Genomic DNA, 16,893 nt, shown 5'->3' with positions numbered 1-16,893 from the left:
AGTGCCCAGTTGGCGCGCTTTCAGCGAGATAGAGCGGTTAGCGCGCCACGAGGTTGACTCCCGATTGTCACTACCTCGTAACTGCGGTCGGCCCATTCCCTCTGACGGTCACCCCGGCCACGTACATGCCGTGCTCGTCGCGGAGAGGCCGGCCAAGCCGGAGCACCTGGACAGGTGGTCACCCGGCTGAACGACGATGAGGTGCACCCAGCCAACGACCAGGTCCGTGATGTCCATGCCCATGCCCATGCCCATGCGACGAGGCCGGGCCGGCCGTGATCGCCCAGGCGCGTGCCGCCCTTCGGCCTCCGTCCAGGCTGGTTCCGGTGGCAGACCACCGTCAGGCTGGAGCGCCAGAGGTGATACGCGTCCTCGCGTGCGACTGCTCGCTTGCGACTGCTCGCTTCCGATCGCACCTGTCAGGCATCTTGGACGCAGGTTCCCTGGTGATAGAGGACAGTCCACCCCTCCGCACCCTGCTTCCAGATGGTCACCCGTCGTGTTCGGCGTCCTCCGAGGACCAAGGTATACGTCAGCAGATAGACGCCAGCGGCAAGTTCCCGGCAATGGAAGTCGGATGTCTCCCACTCCTCAGCCGGCGCAGCCTTGTAGCGCTCCACCAGGACATCGAGGACGATCCACCGCCGAACGTAGCCGCCCCGTCACCGACCGTACTGACGGGCAATGGGTGTGCCCAGTTCCGGGCCCGTTCAGCTTCTGGCCACGCTCCGCGCCCAAGCTCTGGAACAAGACATTCCGCTTGGTGACACACCGCTGTGGTCAGGCATGCCGGCCACGGCACGGAGGGCCTTATGGCCGGCATGGAAACCCACACCCCCACCAACCGTCGTCGCTTCCTCCTCACCTCCGGTGCCGCCGTCGCCGGAGCCGGTGCCACCTGGGCACTGCCGAGCCGGCGCAGCAGCAGCGCGGCTCCGGACACTGCACACGCGCAGCCCCTCACCCGTACGTCACCGGCCCACCCCGGTGCACGACGCGGGGCACCGTTCGGAGTCACCACCCTGGACACCACGGCCCGCCTCGTCGGCAGCGGCAGCTACCGCCGGATCACCTCCGGCCCCGGGTGGCCGCTGGCCGTCCGGGGTGAACTCGCCCCCGCCGCGGCGGGACGCCAGGACCGGCGGACCGCACTGGCATGCTTCGTCCAGTTCACCGACCTCCATGTGGCCGATGTACAGAGCCCCTTGCGCACCGAGTACCTGCGCGCCGGATCGCCGGGATCATGGCGGGCGCAGGAGGCACTGTCGGTGGCCGGTGCGGTGTCGTTGGTGGAGCAGGCCAACGCGATCGGCGGCGGGCCCCACACCGGCCGGCCGCCCGCCTTCGTCATGTCCACGGGTGACAACATCGACAACCACTCCATGGTGGAGCTGGAGTGGTTCCTCACCCTCATGAGCGGCGGCCGCATCACCCCCAACACCGGTGACCCGACGTCGTACGAAGGTGTACAGAACTCTGGCCTGGCGCTGTACTGGCACCCGGACGACAGCCTGCGCGACCAGGACAAGCGACGCGGCCTGCCGGCGATACCCGGCTACCTCGAAGCCGCGATGCGCCCGGTCACCAGCCCGGGTCTGCGGCTTCCCTGGTACTCGACGCCCGGCAATCACGACGACCTGCCGGGTGGCTGTCTGGCCCCGCAGGACCCCGTACTGGCGGATTACATCACCGGGGCGCGCAAACTGTTCGCCGTCCCGGACGCCGATGTGGCCGCCTTCGCCAAGGTGCTGGACAGCGGCGGCGACCCCAAGAGCACCGTGCTCAAGGAGATCCTCAGCCGCAACGCCGCCGGAGCACGCACCGTGTCCGCCGACGAGCGCCGCCGGATGTTCTCGCCGCACGAGTACCTGCGGGCACATCTGGACCCGGCCTTCGCCGGAGCGGGACCGGTCGGGCACGGCTACACCGACAACCACCTCGACGGTGACCGGATGTACTACTCCTTCACCATCGCCGAGGGCGTCATCGGCATCAGCATCGACACCACCTACCGCAGCGGCCACTACGAAGGGTCGCTGGGGACCGAGCAACTCGACTGGCTGGAGCGGACGTTGGCCGCCCACAGTTCTCGCCATTACGACGCGGACGGCCGGCTGGTGCGCAACACCGGTGCCGACGACGCGCACATCCTGGTGTTCAGCCACCACCACAGCCCCAGCATGACCCGGCGGCCCGACGCGGCCCGCGCGGAGGAGAAGCGGCACGACGGCGAAGAGGTCATCGCCCTGCTGAACCGCTTCCCGAACGTGGTGGCATGGATCAACGGCCACAGCCACGTCAACCACATCACACCGCACGCCCACCCGACGCCCGCCCGCTCCTTCTGGGAGGTCAACACCGCCTCACACGTGGACTATCCCCAGCACGCGCGGATCATCGAACTCGTGGACAACCATGACGGGACGCTGTCCCTGTTCACCACTCTCATCGAGTCCGCCGCCCCGCACCACACCGACTTCGGCGACCTCTCGTCCGTCGGCCTCGCCTCGCTCTACCGCGAGCTGTCCTACAACGCCCCCGGCCTCGCCGCCGGTCTGACCGACGGCGTCCATGAAGAGATGGCGGGCACCGCGGCGGACCGCAATACCGAACTCCTCGTCCGTCGGGCGTGATACGGCCCCACCCCCACCGAGCCCTTACGGTCCCCACCGATCCCTGCCGATCCCGCCAACCCCTACCTGTTGCCGGCCGTCGTCCTCATCCGCTTCCCGCATCCGCCTCCCGACGGCTCGGGCAGCGGGGCGGCGGCGCAGGAGGTGTCGTGCTCCGGAGCCTTTGCGTCGAGGAGATAGGCATTCACCATGCCGTCCACGCACGCATTGCCGTTCTGGTACTGGCCGTGGTCGCCGCCGCCCGACACCGTGACCAGCCGTGACCCGCGCAGTGCACGGTGCGCCGCGCGGGCGCCCTCGTGGTACGTGGCGGGGTCGGCCGCGCGGTGCCGGGACACCTCGACGGTGAGGCCGGACCCGGTGCCCGGGTGGTGCCAGTCGCGCGGCACGGTCGTGCTCGCGCATTCCAGTGAAGGTTTCGCCGTACAGGGCTGCCAGTGCAGCCGCTGGTGGGTACAGCGCGCCGGTACGGGCGGTCCCGAACGGTCGGCGGCCCTTGCCGGCAGGACGCTGGGCAGCACCGCGGACATCAGTGCGGCGGCCACCGTTCCCGACAGGGCGGCCGCCGGCCACCGTGTTTTTCTGAATGCGGACATCGATGCGTCAGGGGCACCCCGACCGACGTGGCGCGCATCCCTTCGGCGGTGACGCACAGTACCTTCAGGGGTCAGAGCGATAGCGGCATCAGCGGTCGATATACGACAGATCAACACCATTGGTGGAGTCTGCATGTCACCCTCCGTCACACATCGGACAGCCCGAAGGCGTATCGCCGGCACCCTGGGCGTTCTGCTGGCCGTCGGCGTCGTCGTCACCGGTCTCGTCCAGGCCGCACCGTCCTCCACACGCCACACACTCGACCCGCGGATCGCCGCGATCGTGCGGAAGCCGGACTACCGGCATGCCCAGTGGGGGCTGTTCCAGCAGAATCCGGAGACCGGAAGGGTGACGCAGTCCCGCCGTGCCGACCAGTTCTTCATCCCCGGGGCAACGGCCAAACTCTTCAGCGTCAGCGGCACCTGGCACACCCTCGGCAGCGCCCATCGCTTCGTCACGCCGGTGTACGCCGTCGGCCGGCGCCGGAACGCGACGCTCAAGGGCAACCTGGATCTGGTCGCGCAGGGCGACCTGACCCTCGGCGGCAGAACGCGCAAGGACGGTACCGTCGCTTTCACCACCGTCGACCACACCTACGCCAACGACGTGCCGGGTGCCACCCTCACCCCGCAGGACCCGCTGGCCGGTATCCATCACCTGGCCCAGCAGGTACGCGCCTCGGGCATCCGCCGGATCGACGGCGACGTGGTCGTCGACCCGCGACTGTTCCAGCCCGATCCCGGGCTCGACCCGACCCCCACCCCACTGATCATCAACGACAACGTCATCGATCTGCTGACCTTCCCCGGCGCCGGAGCGGGCACCCCCGCCGGCCTGGACTGGCGCCCGAAGGTCGCGCCCTACCACATCACGTCCTCCGTCCGGACCGTCGCGGCGGGCAAACCGGCCGACATCGCCGTGAGCAGTTCCGCCGACGGCACCCGTATCCGTCTGTCCGGCACCATCGCCGCCGGCTCCGCTCCCGTCCTGCGGGTGTCCGCCGTCAAGGACCCGAACGCCTTTGGCCGGACCGCCATGATCGAGGCATTGAAAGGGGCCGGGGTCGAGGTCCGCGCGAAGGCGATCGGCCCCAACCCGGCCCGGCAGTTGCCGAAGTCCTACCAGGGCGCGCCCGTGGTGGCCCGCTACACCTCGCCCTCGTATGCCCAGTACGCCAAGCTCATCCTCAAGGTGAGCCACAACCTCGGGGCGAACCTGGGGATCTGCTTGATGGCCACCAGCAGAAGAAGCACCAACTGCGAGGACGGCTTCCCCGTGCTGGCCGCGTTCCTGGAGCAGGCACAGGTGGACCGCAAGGCCGTACAGCTCGCCGACGACCGGGGCGGCAACCCGGCCGACCGGGCCACCCCCCGCGCCCTGGCGCAGATCCTGACGTACTGGCAGCACACCCCCGAGGCACGGCTCTTCCGCATGTCGCTGCCGATCCTGGGCGTCGACGGGAGCCTGGCGGATTCCTGCCGCAGTTGCCCCTCACACGGCAAGGTCTTCGCCAAGACCGGCACCGCGGCGGGTGGTGACACCCTCAATGACCGGCTGGCGGTGGGCGCGGAGACCACGGCGGGATATCTGGAAACGCGCCGGGGCCACTTCGATGTGTTCTTCGCCGGAGTGAACGGCGCCTCGACGCCCCACGCCGATATCAACGGCGTCCTGGCCATCGCCAACGATGTGGCCGGTGTTGCCGCCTACCTCCAGCAGCAGGCCTCAGCCCGCCGCTGAACGGCGAGGCGGCGACGCCGACACGGTTGCGGCGGTCACCGGGGGTCTCGCCGACGGGCACTACGTCCTGGACGCGATCCCCGCGCGCTGGACGACACCCTGCAGGTCCGCTGCCGGGCATCGCGGGGCTCGTGTGCTGAATCTGTCGGACCTCGTCGATCCGGCTCACCGCCTCACGGCGTGAGCCCGTGGTACGGGCTCGGGACGAGGTGTACTGGCTGATGACCCCTGCCCTGATCGCCATCGGGCTGGCCATCGGGAGGTCTTCCAGGTCTTCAGCCGTGGAAACGAGACCCTTCTGACGAAGCAGAATCCGCAGGCCCTCGCGGCTGATGAAGGGCATTGCCCGCAGCCGGTACGGACAGCATGATGCGGAGGATGACCAGGAAACTGCCTTCAGCGTCGCCCACCGTCGTCCGGCTCGCGCGGTACACGAAGACGGAATTGAGCGAGATCGTCGGGGACGACGACGATCCCTTCGGAGTCTCCGGGACCGGTCTGACCTGGCTGCCCAAACAGGAGCACTTCGGCATCAGACTCGACGGCCGTCTCGTGGCGCACACGGGTCTCCTGCCGGTTCCTCTTTCGGCCGGCCCGGTCGCCACACCGGCGGTCGGCTTCGGCGGGGTGGTCGTCGCCCCCGACCTGCGGGGACACGGGCTGGCACGGCTCGTTGTCACCTCCGCACTGGAACACGCCCGCACGATGGGGCCGGAGTACGGGCTCCTCTTCTGCCGGCCGCACCTTGTCCCCCTGTACCAGCGGCTCGGCTGGCGGACGCTGGACGAGGACGTACACGTCGAGCAACCCGAAGGGCCCGTGGTCATGCCCTTGCGGACCATGTGGACACCGCTGCGCGACGGGGCGCACTGGCCCGAGGGGCCCGTACGTCTGCTGTCCTTCCCCATGTGACCGGCAGTCCGGCACCGCGCGTTGAGGGTCGTGACGCGTGACGGTGTGCGGCCGCCGGTACCTGGACGGGCGGCGGCCGCCGCACCTCACTCCCCACTCCCCACTCCCCACTCCTCAGTCCTCACTCCTCACTCAGAAGTTCACCGTCCACGAAGCGGGGGGAGGGTCCGGCTCGTGACCCTGCCTTCGCGGTGGTGGCGTGCTGACGTGACGCAGCGTCGGCCCTGCATTCCCATGGGAGTTCGGATTTGTCCTTCGTCCGCGTGGAGGCCCGGCGCGTCGTTTGGACAGCCCGCAAGCCTCCGACACCGTGAAGACGTGCGCCCACTACTCCTTCGCCTCGCCGCAGCGGCGGCCGTCCTCCTGGCCACCAGCAGCTGTGTGTCCCTTCCGGCCGGCGGATCCCTGCATGCGCCCGGTCGCGCACCGGGCGGACGCACGGTCGCTCCGGCCCGGCCCTCACCGCTGCTGCTGCCCACGCACGGAGCGTCGCACGAGCAGCTGGTGGAGATCGCATCCGCAAGGCGGAAGCCGAAACGGCCTTCGAAGCTGCTCAAGGGAAAGGAAGGCGCCTCCCCCCGGCACGCGGCGCCGGTGGCCCGACGGCAACGGCCCGGCGGACCGACGCTGCCGCGCCCCATTCACGCCACACCATCGAGGCCACATCCGGTACCCGTTGGCGTCATCGATCTCACGGCCGTCCGGATTGAAGCCCACCGAGGTCACGTGGACGCCCGGGGTCAGCCAGGAACGGCGGATCACCGGGTCGACGGCATGGGTGGTCGCGGCGGCGATCTCCGCGCCGTCGAGTGCCTCGGCGTAGGTCGCTGTCGCCTCGGTGGGGACCTGGAGTTCTGATGACAGCGCGTCGGCCAGCGCCCTGGCCTTCGCCCGGTCGCGGCCCGCCACGCGGATCTGCCGGATCGGGCGGACCCGGCACATCGCCTCGGCGTGCGACCGGGCTTGTGCTCCGGTACCCAGGACCGCCAGCACCGAGGCGTCCTCGCGGGCCAGCAGGCGCGCCGAGAGCGCCGAACAGGCGGCGGTCCGCGCGGCGGTGATGGCCGTGCCGTCCAGCAGCGCGGCGGGTTCCCCGGTGTGCGGGTCGAAGACGGCGATGAGTGCTTGGTGGGTCGGTAGGGGGGTGCCGCCGTTGCGCGGGAAGACGGAGACCAGCTTGCTCATGAGCACACCGGCCGAGGGGACGAATCCGGGCATGGCTGCCAGGAATCCGTCCCGTTCGGGTATCAGGGCGGCAACGCGGTCCGGTGAGGAAGCGCGGCCCGCGCTCAGGTCCGCCATCGCCGACGCCAGGGCGTCGATCAGCGTATCCAGGTCCAGCAGCGCCTCGACCTGCGCACGCCCGAGAACCAGCATCCGTCTCAACCTCCTTGATCACAGTGGTACGGGCGACGTTACGCCGGGCTCTCAACGAGACCCTTGAGTTCGCCGGTCTGACCGACACAGGCCTGCATCCGCTGTCCGGTACTCCGGCCCGGTCCAGGCGAGCGAAGGCGCCTCGTCGAGATCACGGATTTACCGAGGAATGCCCTCATTCGGTGAGATCGCCGCACGAGCCACCTGATCCCGGCTCCGCCGGCCTGCCGAGGCCACCAAACGCTCAGTTACTGACGCCGCCGGCCAAGGACACAGAACTCGTTACCTTCGGGGTCTGCCAAGACAACCCACGATGGATCACCCTGGCCGATATCGACACGCTGTGCGCCATGAGCCACCAGACGAGCCACCTCGGCGTCCTGGTCATCAGGCCTGAAGTCGAGATGCAGGCGGCTCTTGACCTTCTTGCTCTCATCAAGCCGGACGAAGTCCAACCCCGGCAGGCGATCCGGCTCCGGGCGGATCTCGAACTCCTCATCAGAGGAGTGGACCACAACCCAGCCAAGGGCTTCGGCCCACCACTGCCCCAAGGCCGCCGGATCCACCGAGTGAACAATTACCTGTTCCCATTCCAAGGTCATCCGCGGAGCTTAGACCAGCCAGGTCTTCAACAACAGATGCGCATGAAGGGGCAACTGGACTGCAAGTCCGCTGAGTTCGGAGAACGCGAAGAAGACTCCGAAATTCCCTTTCCCGTCGGCAACACCGGCCCGGCGCTCCTGCAGACCGAGGAGCCCAAGGCCGTCTGCCGCCTTCTTCGGGGTAGCCGTGTGGCGCGAGGCGAGTGGGGACCCTTGGTGCAGCTCAGCGCCGGTGTGAGCGGCACGTGTGGCGCGGCGCGTGTGGCGCGGCGCGTGTGGCGCGGCGCGTGTGGCGCGGCACGTGTGGCGCGGCACGTGTGGCGCGGCACGTGTGGCGCTACGGCCGCTTCGAGGGTTCGCCAATCGGCGACCTGGCCGGGGCATGCAACAGCCGCCCGCCGAGTAGCACCGCGCAGGCCCCGACGGTCAGCAGTCCACCGGCGAGGAAGGTGCCTCGCACGTCGGCGAGCGGGAGGATCAGTCCCCCGAGCGCGGCGCCGGCCGCGATACCGGCGTTGTAGGCACCAGAGTTCGCCGCGAGTGCGATATCCGTGCGGCCCGGTGCGCAATGCAGCATGGCGTTCTGGGTGGTCATGAAGACCGGCCCGAGCGCACCACCCATCAGCGTCAGGAACACCACCGCCGCGACCGGATCGGTGCCGGCCGCGTACAGGCCGAGCATGCCCACCGCCTGCACGGATACGGCCGTGGTCAGCGCGGCCTGCGCAAAGCGGTCCAGCAGCGCCCCGGTGATGCTCACCCCGGCCAGACACGCGAGGCCGAAAGCCACGAACAGGGCGCTGACCGTGCTCGGGGAGAACCCGCTTACGTCGCCCAGGAACTTCACGATGTAGGTATATCCGGCGAAGGCCCCGGTAGCGGACAAGGCCCCGGCCGCCAGCACGATCCCGAAACGGCGGGTATCGGGACTGGCTCCGTACGCGGCCTGCTCTCCTTCCGGACGTGAGACCGGCAGCAACATGGCGATCGTCACCAGAGAGATGAGCCCCAGACCCGCCGGCATGGCGACGGGCACCTGCCAGCCGCTCTGCCGGCCCAGCCAGGTCCCGGCGGGAACACCGAGCACGACGGCGAGTGAACCGGCGACGGACAGCGCCCCGACCACACGCCCACGGACCTCGGGTGCGAACAGCCCCACCGCGACAGGTCCCATCACGGCCCAGAACAGCGCCTGGGCGAGCGCGGTCAGCAGCCGCGCCAGGAGGAGCAGCCAGTAGGAGGTCGCCAGCGCCGCAACCAGACTGGACACGACGAGCGCGGCCAGTAGTCCCGTGAGCACATGACGTCGAGGCACTGCCCGCATGACGTGGGCGAGCGGCACAGACGCGGCGGCCACCGTCACGCCATAACCGGTGACCAGGAGACCGATCGCTGACACTGACACCCGCAGGCCGTTGGAGATGAGTTCCAGAAGGCCGATGGGCAGGTTCTCCGCGGTGTTGAAGGTGAAGGCGGCCAGCATCAGAGCCACGAGCACCGCCGGCCCGTGCCATCGAGCCGGTTGCGGCGTGACCCTGCGGACTCTTCCCGACCTCGCCCATTGCGCCTGCTCCGTGGCACCGTCCATGGAGCTACCTCACCGGGCTCACGGTCTTGCCGCAACCGATTTCCCATGCCGTGTGAGGGGACGCTCACATGCTCAAGCATGACCTTCGGGGTCGCCCCTGCACCCCCGGTCCGAAAGGCACTCACTCAGGCGCGCTGGTTCAGCGCTCCGGTCAGGTCCCGGTTGGCCGCCCGCTGCATCGAGGTCGGACCGGGCTTCTTCCAAGACGGCGGTCAGCTCGACGTTCTGCTGCTCCAGCCTGCTGATCTTTCGCTGGAGTTCGTCGATGTCCGTCGGGGCTCCCCGCCCGGACTCCTGCCATGCCTGAGCGCCCGGGTGGCCTGCCGGCCGTCTCGCACGGTGGGTACAGGGGTGCCGCTTCGGCCTCGTCGGCAGCCGTTCCGGCAGGTCCGGGGCCGGTCGGAACCCAGCATGGAGAGCAGCGCCGGCCGGGACATGGAGTGGTGGGTACCGGGTGTGCCGCCTGTGCGCCTGTACGCTTTCGTCACCCCAGGCGGTGGCCGCGTGAGCGCGGCGACGGGCACGCGCTGTCATGTGCCGGAAGGACGTCACCATGCCCACGGATGCACACCCCGGACCGCTGCGCGTCCTCGTTCTCGGCGCCGCCCTGCGGGCCGGATCGACCAACGCCCGTCTGGCTTCCCTGGTCGGCCGCATGATGAGCGATGCCGGCGCCGTCGTTGACCTCGCCGCGATGCGGGAGTTCGACATGCCGTTGTACGACGGTGATCTGGAGGCCGCACAGGGGGTGCCGCAGGGTGCTCTGGCGCTGCGTGACCGGCTGGAGCGATCCGATGCCTTCGTGCTGGCCTCTCCCGAGTACAACGCGTCCGTGCCGGGAGTGGTGAAGAACGCGATCGACTGGGTCTCGCGGATCCGGCCGCAGCCGTTCAAGACCAAGCATGCACTGCTGGTGTCCGCCTCCCCGTCCCTGGTGGGCGGCAACCGGGGGCTGTGGGCGCTGAGGGTTCCGCTGGAGCACCTCGGTACCCGTGTCTACCCCGACATGTTCAGCCTTGCCGCGGCCCACCAGGGCTTCACCGAGGACGGGCGGCTGACCGATTCCGCGCTGCAACAACGGCTGAAGGAGACCGTCACGGCCTTCCTCCGTCTCGTCGAGGCCGATGCGCGCTATGTCTGTCTGCAACGCCGGTGGTACGAGTTCCCCGGAGACCGCACCGAGGCTCCCGTCACCCAGCGGGCGGAGGACTGAACCGGGTCTCCTGGGCGTGCCGGTCGTGGCGGCGGGCTCACCCGCAGGGGTGGTCGGGGCGCATCGTGCGCCGGGCCCTTTGCACGTAGTGCGCTACGCCCCTTGCTCTCCGTACGTACGCCCCGCCGTGATGAGGGCGGGGCGTACACGCATCGGCTCCGCCGAGCGGCCCTGAGGCCTGTCTTCAACGTCGCGTCGATCGCCCGTAGGCCAGGCCTAGCGGTCCGCGGCCGAGTCGGAGTCCGCGGCAGCCGCCGCGCTCTCGGCACCGTCCACCAGTTTGCGCATGTCCGCGAGGTCGGTGGGCGCCGGCGAGGCGGTTGACGGTGTCGCGTGAGGGGCGTCGCCCTCGGCGCGCACGCCGTTGCCGCATCCGGCGACGAGCAGTCCACACAGGAGGGTGGTGGCCGCGAGCACCGTGGCCTGGCCGGCGCGGGTCACGAGGAGGCCGCGTTCTGGTGCGTACGGCACCAGGTGGCGACCTTGGCGAGGTCCTTCTGCCGCTTCTGGAGGGTGGGGATGAGGGACTTGCGGTGAGTGAGCTTGTCGTTGAGGAAGGTCGCGATCTCGGTGTGGCCGGCCGCCTTTGCCTTCTCCACCCGCTTGTCCAGGCGGGCGACCGAGCCGCGGACCCCGGCCTTGCCCTGCAGACGCTGAAGTGCCCGGTGGATGCGCTTCTCGATCCTCGGGACGCGCTTGCACAGGGCCTGCGCGCCGTCGCCCGTGTGGGGCTTGGCGGAGGCGGACGGTGCCGGGCTGCTGTCCGCGGCGACGGCGGTGCCCGCGACACCGAGCAGGGCGGTCGCGGCAGCCGCCGAAGTCAGGGCGATGTTCCGGGTACGCATGAAGATCCTCCTCACAAGCGGGACGGGCACGGTGCCCGTCCGCGAGGAGAAGTTAGAGACGTTCTTTGTGGAAACCTTGTGGCCGGTCCGCGGGGGCCGCCAGCCAGTCCCGGTGCGCGGGCAGTGTCGTGTGCGCAGGACGGTGGGCGGGCGCGGCGGGGAACGCGACCTCGAACCGGGCTCCCCGGCCCCCGGGGCCGTCCAGGACCCGTAGCCCGGCCCGGTGCAGGGCGGCCTGCTGGGCGACCAGGGTGAGGCCGAGCCCGGAACCCGGACTGTCCGGACGCCGCTGGAAACGCTGGAAGACCGCCTCCCGGCACTGCGGCGGCACCCCCGGCCCCCGGTCGTCGACAGCGAGGACGACGCGGGGCGACCCGCCCTCCTCGCCGGCGCGCAGCGAGAGCGCAACGTGGGCGCCCGCCCCGGCGGACCGACCGTGGACCAGGGCGTTCGTCAGGAGGTTGTCCAGCATCGAGCGCAACCCGGGCTGCCATCCGTGGATCGTCAGCCCCGGGCTGCTGTGGACCACCACTTCGGCCCCGGGATGCCGGCGCCGGAGGTCCGCGGCGGCCTCATCGGCGAGATCCGCCGCATCGATGACGGCAAACGAGTCCGCCTCGACCAGATCGCCCTGTGCCAGGGCCCTCAGCATCACCAAGAGGCCCAGCAGACGGGCATGTTCGTGCCGCAGGTCGTCCACCGTCTCCGCCCGGTCGGCGGCGTCGAGATCCTGGAACGCGTCGAGGATGTCGAGATTGGTCTGCATGCTCATCAGCGGGGTACGCAGTTCGTGGGACGCCGCGGCGGAGAACGAGCGTGCCGAGGCAAGCGCCTCGGCGGTGCGGGCGGCCTGCTCGTCGTAGCGGGTCAGGAAGGTCTGCAGCGTCCGGGCGAGGTCGTCGACCTCGGTGATCCGGGTCGGGGCGTGATCCAGCCGGGCGGCGCTGGTGTGCGGGTCGAGACCGCCGGCCGCCTGTTGCAGCCGCCGCAACGGCCGGGCGGCGCGGGCGGCGAGCAGCCAGGCCGCGGCACCGGCCAGGGGTGCGGCGAGCAGCGCCACCGTGACCACTCTCCGGCGCACCATACCGAGCTGTGCCTCGCGCGCCGTGTCCGCAGAGAACAGCCACAGCATCCCCTGCACCCCGGGGTCGCGGCCGGTGACCGGCACGGCGAGCACCCGCCAGCTCTTGCCGTGTGAGCGCACGGTGGACGGACTGTTCGTCTGCGCGGGCAGGGGTACCGGTGCGGCGGGCTGCGGGCCGTCCCTGACGGTGCCGGCGGGGCCGGAGAGCCGGACGCCGACGTCCAGGGCCGAGGTGAACAGCTTCCGCTGGTGGGCCTGCTCGGCGCGCGGCCGGTCGTGGGAGGTGGCGCGCAACAGACCGCGCGCGGCGACGGCCACGCTCTGCGCGCGTTCGGTGAGGCGCCGGTCCGCCTCGGTGCGCAGATCCTTGCCCACCAGCTGCACCAGGAGCCAGCCGGACACCACCACCAGCAGCGGCACCACCATCCCGACCACGAGCGCGATCCGGGTGGACAGCCTCATCGCGCCGACCCGCTCTCGTCGTCCCGCAGTACGAAGCCGACACCGCGCACCGTGTGCACGATCCGGCTCCGCCCGCCCGCTTCGAGTTTGCGCCGCAGATAGCTGACGAAGGTGTCCACGGCGTCGGTGCGTACCTCGAAGTCGTAGCCCCATACGCGTTCCAGAAGCTGGTCACGGGTGAGGACCTGTCCGGCGTTGTGGGCCAGCACCTCCAGCAGGGCGAACTCGCGTCGGGTCAGTGCCACCTCCCGGTCGTCGAGCCGCGCGCGGTGCGCCGCGGTGTCGAGCGCCAGTCCGCCGACGCGTACGGCATCGGTGGGGGCGGGCGGCCGGCGGCGCAGCAGGGCGTGCAGGCGCAGCACCAGCTCGTCCAGGGCGAACGGTTTGACGAGGTAGTCGTCCCCGCCTGCTTGCAGTCCGGCCACCCGGTCGGTGACCTCGTCGAGTGCGGAGAGCATCAGCACGGGTATGTCGTTGCCGTCCTCGCGGAGCTTGCGGCACACCCCGATGCCGTCGAGGCCGGGCATCGAGATGTCGAGCACCATCACGTCCGGCGGTGCCTCGGCCATCCGCTCCAGCGCGGCCCGGCCGCCCTCCGCCAGGCCCACGGTGAAGCCGTTCAGCCGCAGCCCGCGTCCGAGCGACCGCCGGATCGCCGCGTCATCATCCACCAGCAGGACCCGGCCGGTACTGCTTTGTCCGTACATGCGTGCCTCCGTGATGCCGCCGACTGACGACATCATCGGTCATGGGCCCGGCGGGCCCTCGGCCGCGGTCCGGGCCGGTGAGGGGCGGGATTTTTCGGGGACGGGCGGGCGACCAGACGCCGGGCGCCGGGCACCCGGCGCCGGAACGCCCAGGGCACGTCACGGAGGCGTAATCGACCGGGCGGCTCCTGGGCGGTGGGCGCAGCTGCACCCGGAGATCTTGCACCGCGCCCCCTACGGGATAATGCGGGGCATGCGGATTTCAGCCAGAGCGGACTATGCCGTGCGGGCGGCGCTGCAACTCGCCGCTGCCCGGGATGCCGGGCCGCTCAAGGCGGAGGCCATCGCCCACGCACAGGACATTCCGCATAAATTTCTCGAAGGCATCCTCAACGATATGCGTCGGGGCGGACTCGTCCGCAGCCAGCGCGGCGGCAACGGCGGCTACCGGCTGGCCAAGCCCGCGGAGGACATCAGCATCGCGGATGTCATCCGCGTCGTGGACGGGCCGCTGGTGTCGGTACGGGGCGTCCGACCGCCGGAGCTGTCCTACACGGGCCCCGCCGAGTCACTGCTGCCCCTGTGGATCGCGCTGCGGGCCAACGTCCGCCAGATCCTCGACGGCGCATCCCTGGCCGACGTCGCCTCGGCCGAACTCCCCGCCGGGGTGTCGGCGTTGGCGGAGGATCCCGCTTCCTGGACCAACCCCTAGAGGCTCTCCCCCGCGGGACGCGCCACACGCCGGCATGTCCGGATGCCAAGACTGGACTGTCCGCGCCTTGAACGCCCCTTGATCCGCCCGCAGTCCGGAAGCCATTCTTATTTCCCATCAATCCAGTGGGAAAACTGGGGAAGCCGGAGGGTGGGCATGGGCGACGTGGGCGAGCGGTCATCCATGCGTTCCGGGGCGCCGGCCGGCGGCCCGGCCTCGCTGCCCGTGCCGGAGACACCCGACAGGACGGTGAACGGCACCATGCCGAAGAAATCCGCAGCACGGCCCGCTTTCATGGAGCTCCACCACCTTGCCGATGAAGGGATCCGGCTCCGTGTCACCCGGGAAGTCGCAGAGGATCTCGCCGTCGATGCCCTCAGCCGCGACCGGGCGGGCAAGCCTCCGTTCGACGAGGTCTCCCGACTGCGCGAAGCGGGGCTGCCCGCCCTGCTGACGCCACCCGGTCCGGCCCGGCGCGGCACCGACTGGCGTACCGCCTGCGCGGTCATCCGGGAGATCGCGGCGGCCGACAGCTCGATCGGCGAACTGCTGGGCCGGCACTATGTGTTGTCGTGGAGCGCACGGTTCTTCGGCACCCCGGAAAGGGCCGAACGGCTTGAGCTGCGGATGGCCTCGCAGCAGTGGCTCTGGGGCGGGAGCGCCGACCTGCCGGACCCGGAGGCGGCCGCCGCTCCCGACCTCACTCTCACACCGGCCGACGGCGGGTACCTCCTCAACGGCTGCAAGACCCTGGCCGCCGGCGTCCAGGTCACCGACCGGCTGGTGCTCGGGGCGGTGTGCACCGGTACCGGCGAGTTGCTGGTCGTATGCGTCGACCCGGACCGCCCCGGTGTGGTGGCCGACACCGAGGACGACCGTCTCGGCCAGCGGCTCACGGGCGCCGGCCGCATCAGCTTCGACGACGTCCCGGTCCCTGCCGACCAGGTGCTCGGGGCCGTCCCCCACGACGAACACGCCGTCTCCCCCTTCGCCACGCTCGCCCCGCCGGCGCTCCGGCTTGCCCTCGTCCACGTCGGCCTGGGAACGGCCGAAGGCGCACTGGCCGAGGCACGGGACCTCAGCCGGGCCGCACCACGCGGCTGGCCGGCCACGGGCCCGGACGACAGCGGGTATGCGGACCGCCCCGGTGCGGATCCCTACCGCCCCGGCGCGGATCCCTACCTCCTCCTCGCGTACGGGGAACTGGTGACGGCCGCTCATACCGCCGCCGCGGTGGTCGAGTCGGCGACGGAGGCGCTGGCGCGGGGCCTCCTCGCGGGGCAGGGGCTCGGTGTGGACGAGCGCGCCGACATCGCGGTCCAGGTCGCCGCGGCCGAGGCCGTCGCCCACCGGGCCACGATGGACATCACCACCCGCATCCTGGAACTCACCCAGGGCGCCGGCTCCCCGGCCGGAGCCCCGGGGTTCGACAGGTTCTGGCGCAACGCACGCACCCTGACGGCGCCGGTCTCCCCCGCCCGCCGGCTCCGCGACATCGGCGACCACTATCTGAACGGCACACACCCGCCCTTGACCTTGCGCGCCTGACGGGCCGGTGCCCGCAGGGGCGTCCGTATCTCCATGCGGTGCCGCGTGCCGCCGCGCCGCCGTGCCTCGGTCCTCGGTGCTCGGTCCTCGGTCCTCGGTCCTCGGTGCGAAGGTAAATCGCGGGCGCCGTCGGCGTAGCTTCGGACGGATCCGTACCGGGGGCTGCTACATCTCGTGTGTGCACCCCGAAGCGGGGGAACCCCCGTCGGTCCTGTGAGGTGGCGTCTTGTCCGTACGTCGCAGCGATTCCCTGCCGCCCGCCAGACGGGCGGAGCCCCTGCAGCGGTTGCTGTTCGGTGGGGTGTACGGTTCGGTGCTCGCCAGCGCACTGGCGGCCGCGCTGGGCCATGACGGTGCGCCTTCGGACCCCGGGTACGACGCACTGTGGGTGGCGCTGGCGGCCGTGGCGTCGGCCGCGGCGCACGGCTATGCCCACTCCATCGCGCACCGGACGGGCGAGGACAACCAGGTCACCGCCAGCGCGGTGCGTTCGATGCTGACCGAATGGCCGCTGGTGGCCGCGATGGTGCCGACGATGGCCGTGCTGCTCGGCGCGTACCTGAAGTGGTGGGGCGAGGAGAGCGCGATCGAAGTCGCCCTGTCCCTCAATATGGTGGCGTTGTTCGGCTGGGGGGTGTGGGCGGCCCGGGTGGCGGGCCGGGGCTGGGCGGGGGCTTTCCGGGTCGGTGGCGTGGATGTGCTGATCGGGCTGTTCATCGTGATCGCGAACGTTCTGAGCAAGTAGCCGGAAGGCGGCGGCAGGTGGCCGGAGTGCGCCGGGTCCGGGGGCTCGGGCGTAGCGGCGCGGGCGTGGGCGTACCCGGCCGCGGGGACAGGGGAGGACGGCACGCCCCTCGCCCTCGCCGTGCCGCG

The 16,893-nt window shown here is 70.7% G+C and carries 15 protein-coding genes; 7 read left to right on the top strand and 8 right to left on the bottom strand.

What is annotated here, in order from left to right:
* Positions 1-812: 812 nt before the first annotated feature.
* Complete coding sequence (locus ACWGJY_RS17025; protein ID WP_453261592.1) at positions 813-2,633, top strand: TIGR03767 family metallophosphoesterase; 1,821 nt, start codon at positions 813-815, stop codon at positions 2,631-2,633.
* 62 nt (positions 2,634-2,695) lie between these two features.
* Here ACWGJY_RS17025 and ACWGJY_RS17020 read toward each other — a convergent pair whose 3' ends face one another.
* Positions 2,696-3,229 (bottom strand): alpha/beta hydrolase, encoded by a 534-nt coding sequence (locus tag ACWGJY_RS17020; RefSeq protein ID WP_453261591.1) that lies wholly within the window; start codon positions 3,227-3,229, stop codon positions 2,696-2,698.
* Positions 3,230-3,362: 133 nt separating this feature from the next.
* Between ACWGJY_RS17020 and dacB the strand changes: the two genes are divergently transcribed.
* Together dacB and ACWGJY_RS17010 are read left to right on the top strand one after the other, a co-directional pair.
* Positions 3,363-4,970, top strand: a complete 1,608-nt coding sequence (dacB, locus tag ACWGJY_RS17015) for a D-alanyl-D-alanine carboxypeptidase/D-alanyl-D-alanine endopeptidase (RefSeq protein WP_453261590.1) — start codon at positions 3,363-3,365, stop codon at positions 4,968-4,970.
* A 378-nt stretch (positions 4,971-5,348) separates the two neighbouring features.
* Positions 5,349-5,882, top strand: a complete 534-nt coding sequence (locus ACWGJY_RS17010) for a GNAT family N-acetyltransferase (RefSeq protein WP_453261589.1) — start codon at positions 5,349-5,351, stop codon at positions 5,880-5,882.
* 459 nt (positions 5,883-6,341) lie between these two features.
* Here ACWGJY_RS17010 and ACWGJY_RS17005 read toward each other — a convergent pair whose 3' ends face one another.
* The 3 genes from ACWGJY_RS17005 to ACWGJY_RS16995 form a co-directional block, all read right to left on the bottom strand.
* Positions 6,342-7,259, bottom strand: coding sequence for an ornithine cyclodeaminase family protein (locus ACWGJY_RS17005; protein WP_453261588.1), 918 nt, complete (start codon positions 7,257-7,259; stop codon positions 6,342-6,344).
* A 248-nt stretch (positions 7,260-7,507) separates the two neighbouring features.
* Positions 7,508-7,861 (bottom strand): VOC family protein, encoded by a 354-nt coding sequence (locus ACWGJY_RS17000; protein ID WP_453261587.1) that lies wholly within the window; start codon positions 7,859-7,861, stop codon positions 7,508-7,510.
* Between the two features lie 337 nt (positions 7,862-8,198).
* A complete protein-coding gene (locus ACWGJY_RS16995) occupies positions 8,199-9,344 on the bottom strand; it encodes an MFS transporter (protein WP_453261649.1) in 1,146 nt (381 codons plus the stop codon).
* Positions 9,345-10,002: 658 nt separating this feature from the next.
* On the opposite strand from ACWGJY_RS16995, the gene ACWGJY_RS16990 reads away from it, so the two are divergent.
* Entirely contained in the window at positions 10,003-10,662 is a 660-nt protein-coding gene (locus tag ACWGJY_RS16990) for an NADPH-dependent FMN reductase (protein ID WP_453261586.1), read from the top strand.
* A 216-nt stretch (positions 10,663-10,878) separates the two neighbouring features.
* On the opposite strand, the gene ACWGJY_RS16985 is transcribed toward ACWGJY_RS16990, so the two are convergent.
* Genes ACWGJY_RS16985 through ACWGJY_RS16970 form a run of 4 tightly spaced genes read right to left on the bottom strand, consistent with a single transcriptional unit; the run spans position 10,879 to position 13,760 of the window.
* The gene (locus ACWGJY_RS16985; RefSeq protein ID WP_453261585.1) at positions 10,879-11,133 is read right to left on the bottom strand and encodes a hypothetical protein; all 255 of its coding nucleotides are present in this window, start codon (positions 11,131-11,133) and stop codon (positions 10,879-10,881) included.
* A complete protein-coding gene (locus tag ACWGJY_RS16980) occupies positions 11,100-11,507 on the bottom strand; it encodes a hypothetical protein (RefSeq protein WP_453261584.1) in 408 nt (135 codons plus the stop codon). Before ACWGJY_RS16980 ends, ACWGJY_RS16985 begins: the two co-directional genes overlap by 34 nt.
* A 52-nt stretch (positions 11,508-11,559) precedes the next feature.
* The gene (locus ACWGJY_RS16975; protein WP_453261583.1) at positions 11,560-13,053 is read right to left on the bottom strand and encodes a sensor histidine kinase; all 1,494 of its coding nucleotides are present in this window, start codon (positions 13,051-13,053) and stop codon (positions 11,560-11,562) included.
* Complete coding sequence (locus ACWGJY_RS16970; RefSeq protein WP_453261582.1) at positions 13,050-13,760, bottom strand: response regulator transcription factor; 711 nt, start codon at positions 13,758-13,760, stop codon at positions 13,050-13,052. The genes ACWGJY_RS16975 and ACWGJY_RS16970 overlap by 4 nt, the downstream gene beginning before the upstream one ends.
* Before the next feature lie 253 nt (positions 13,761-14,013).
* Between ACWGJY_RS16970 and ACWGJY_RS16965 the strand changes: the two genes are divergently transcribed.
* The 3 genes from ACWGJY_RS16965 (at position 14,014) to ACWGJY_RS16955 (ending at position 16,765) form a co-directional block, all read left to right on the top strand.
* Complete coding sequence (locus ACWGJY_RS16965; protein WP_453261581.1) at positions 14,014-14,472, top strand: RrF2 family transcriptional regulator; 459 nt, start codon at positions 14,014-14,016, stop codon at positions 14,470-14,472.
* Positions 14,473-14,733: 261 nt separating this feature from the next.
* The gene (locus ACWGJY_RS16960) at positions 14,734-16,020 is read left to right on the top strand and encodes an acyl-CoA dehydrogenase family protein (protein ID WP_453261580.1); all 1,287 of its coding nucleotides are present in this window, start codon (positions 14,734-14,736) and stop codon (positions 16,018-16,020) included.
* A gap of 226 nt (positions 16,021-16,246) precedes the next feature.
* The gene (locus ACWGJY_RS16955) at positions 16,247-16,765 is read left to right on the top strand and encodes a hypothetical protein (protein WP_453261579.1); all 519 of its coding nucleotides are present in this window, start codon (positions 16,247-16,249) and stop codon (positions 16,763-16,765) included.
* The last annotated feature ends 128 nt before the right edge of the window (positions 16,766-16,893 follow it).

Source organism: Streptomyces sp. NPDC054765, assembly GCF_053612065.1.
This window is presented reverse-complemented; position numbering and strand designations above follow the sequence as displayed.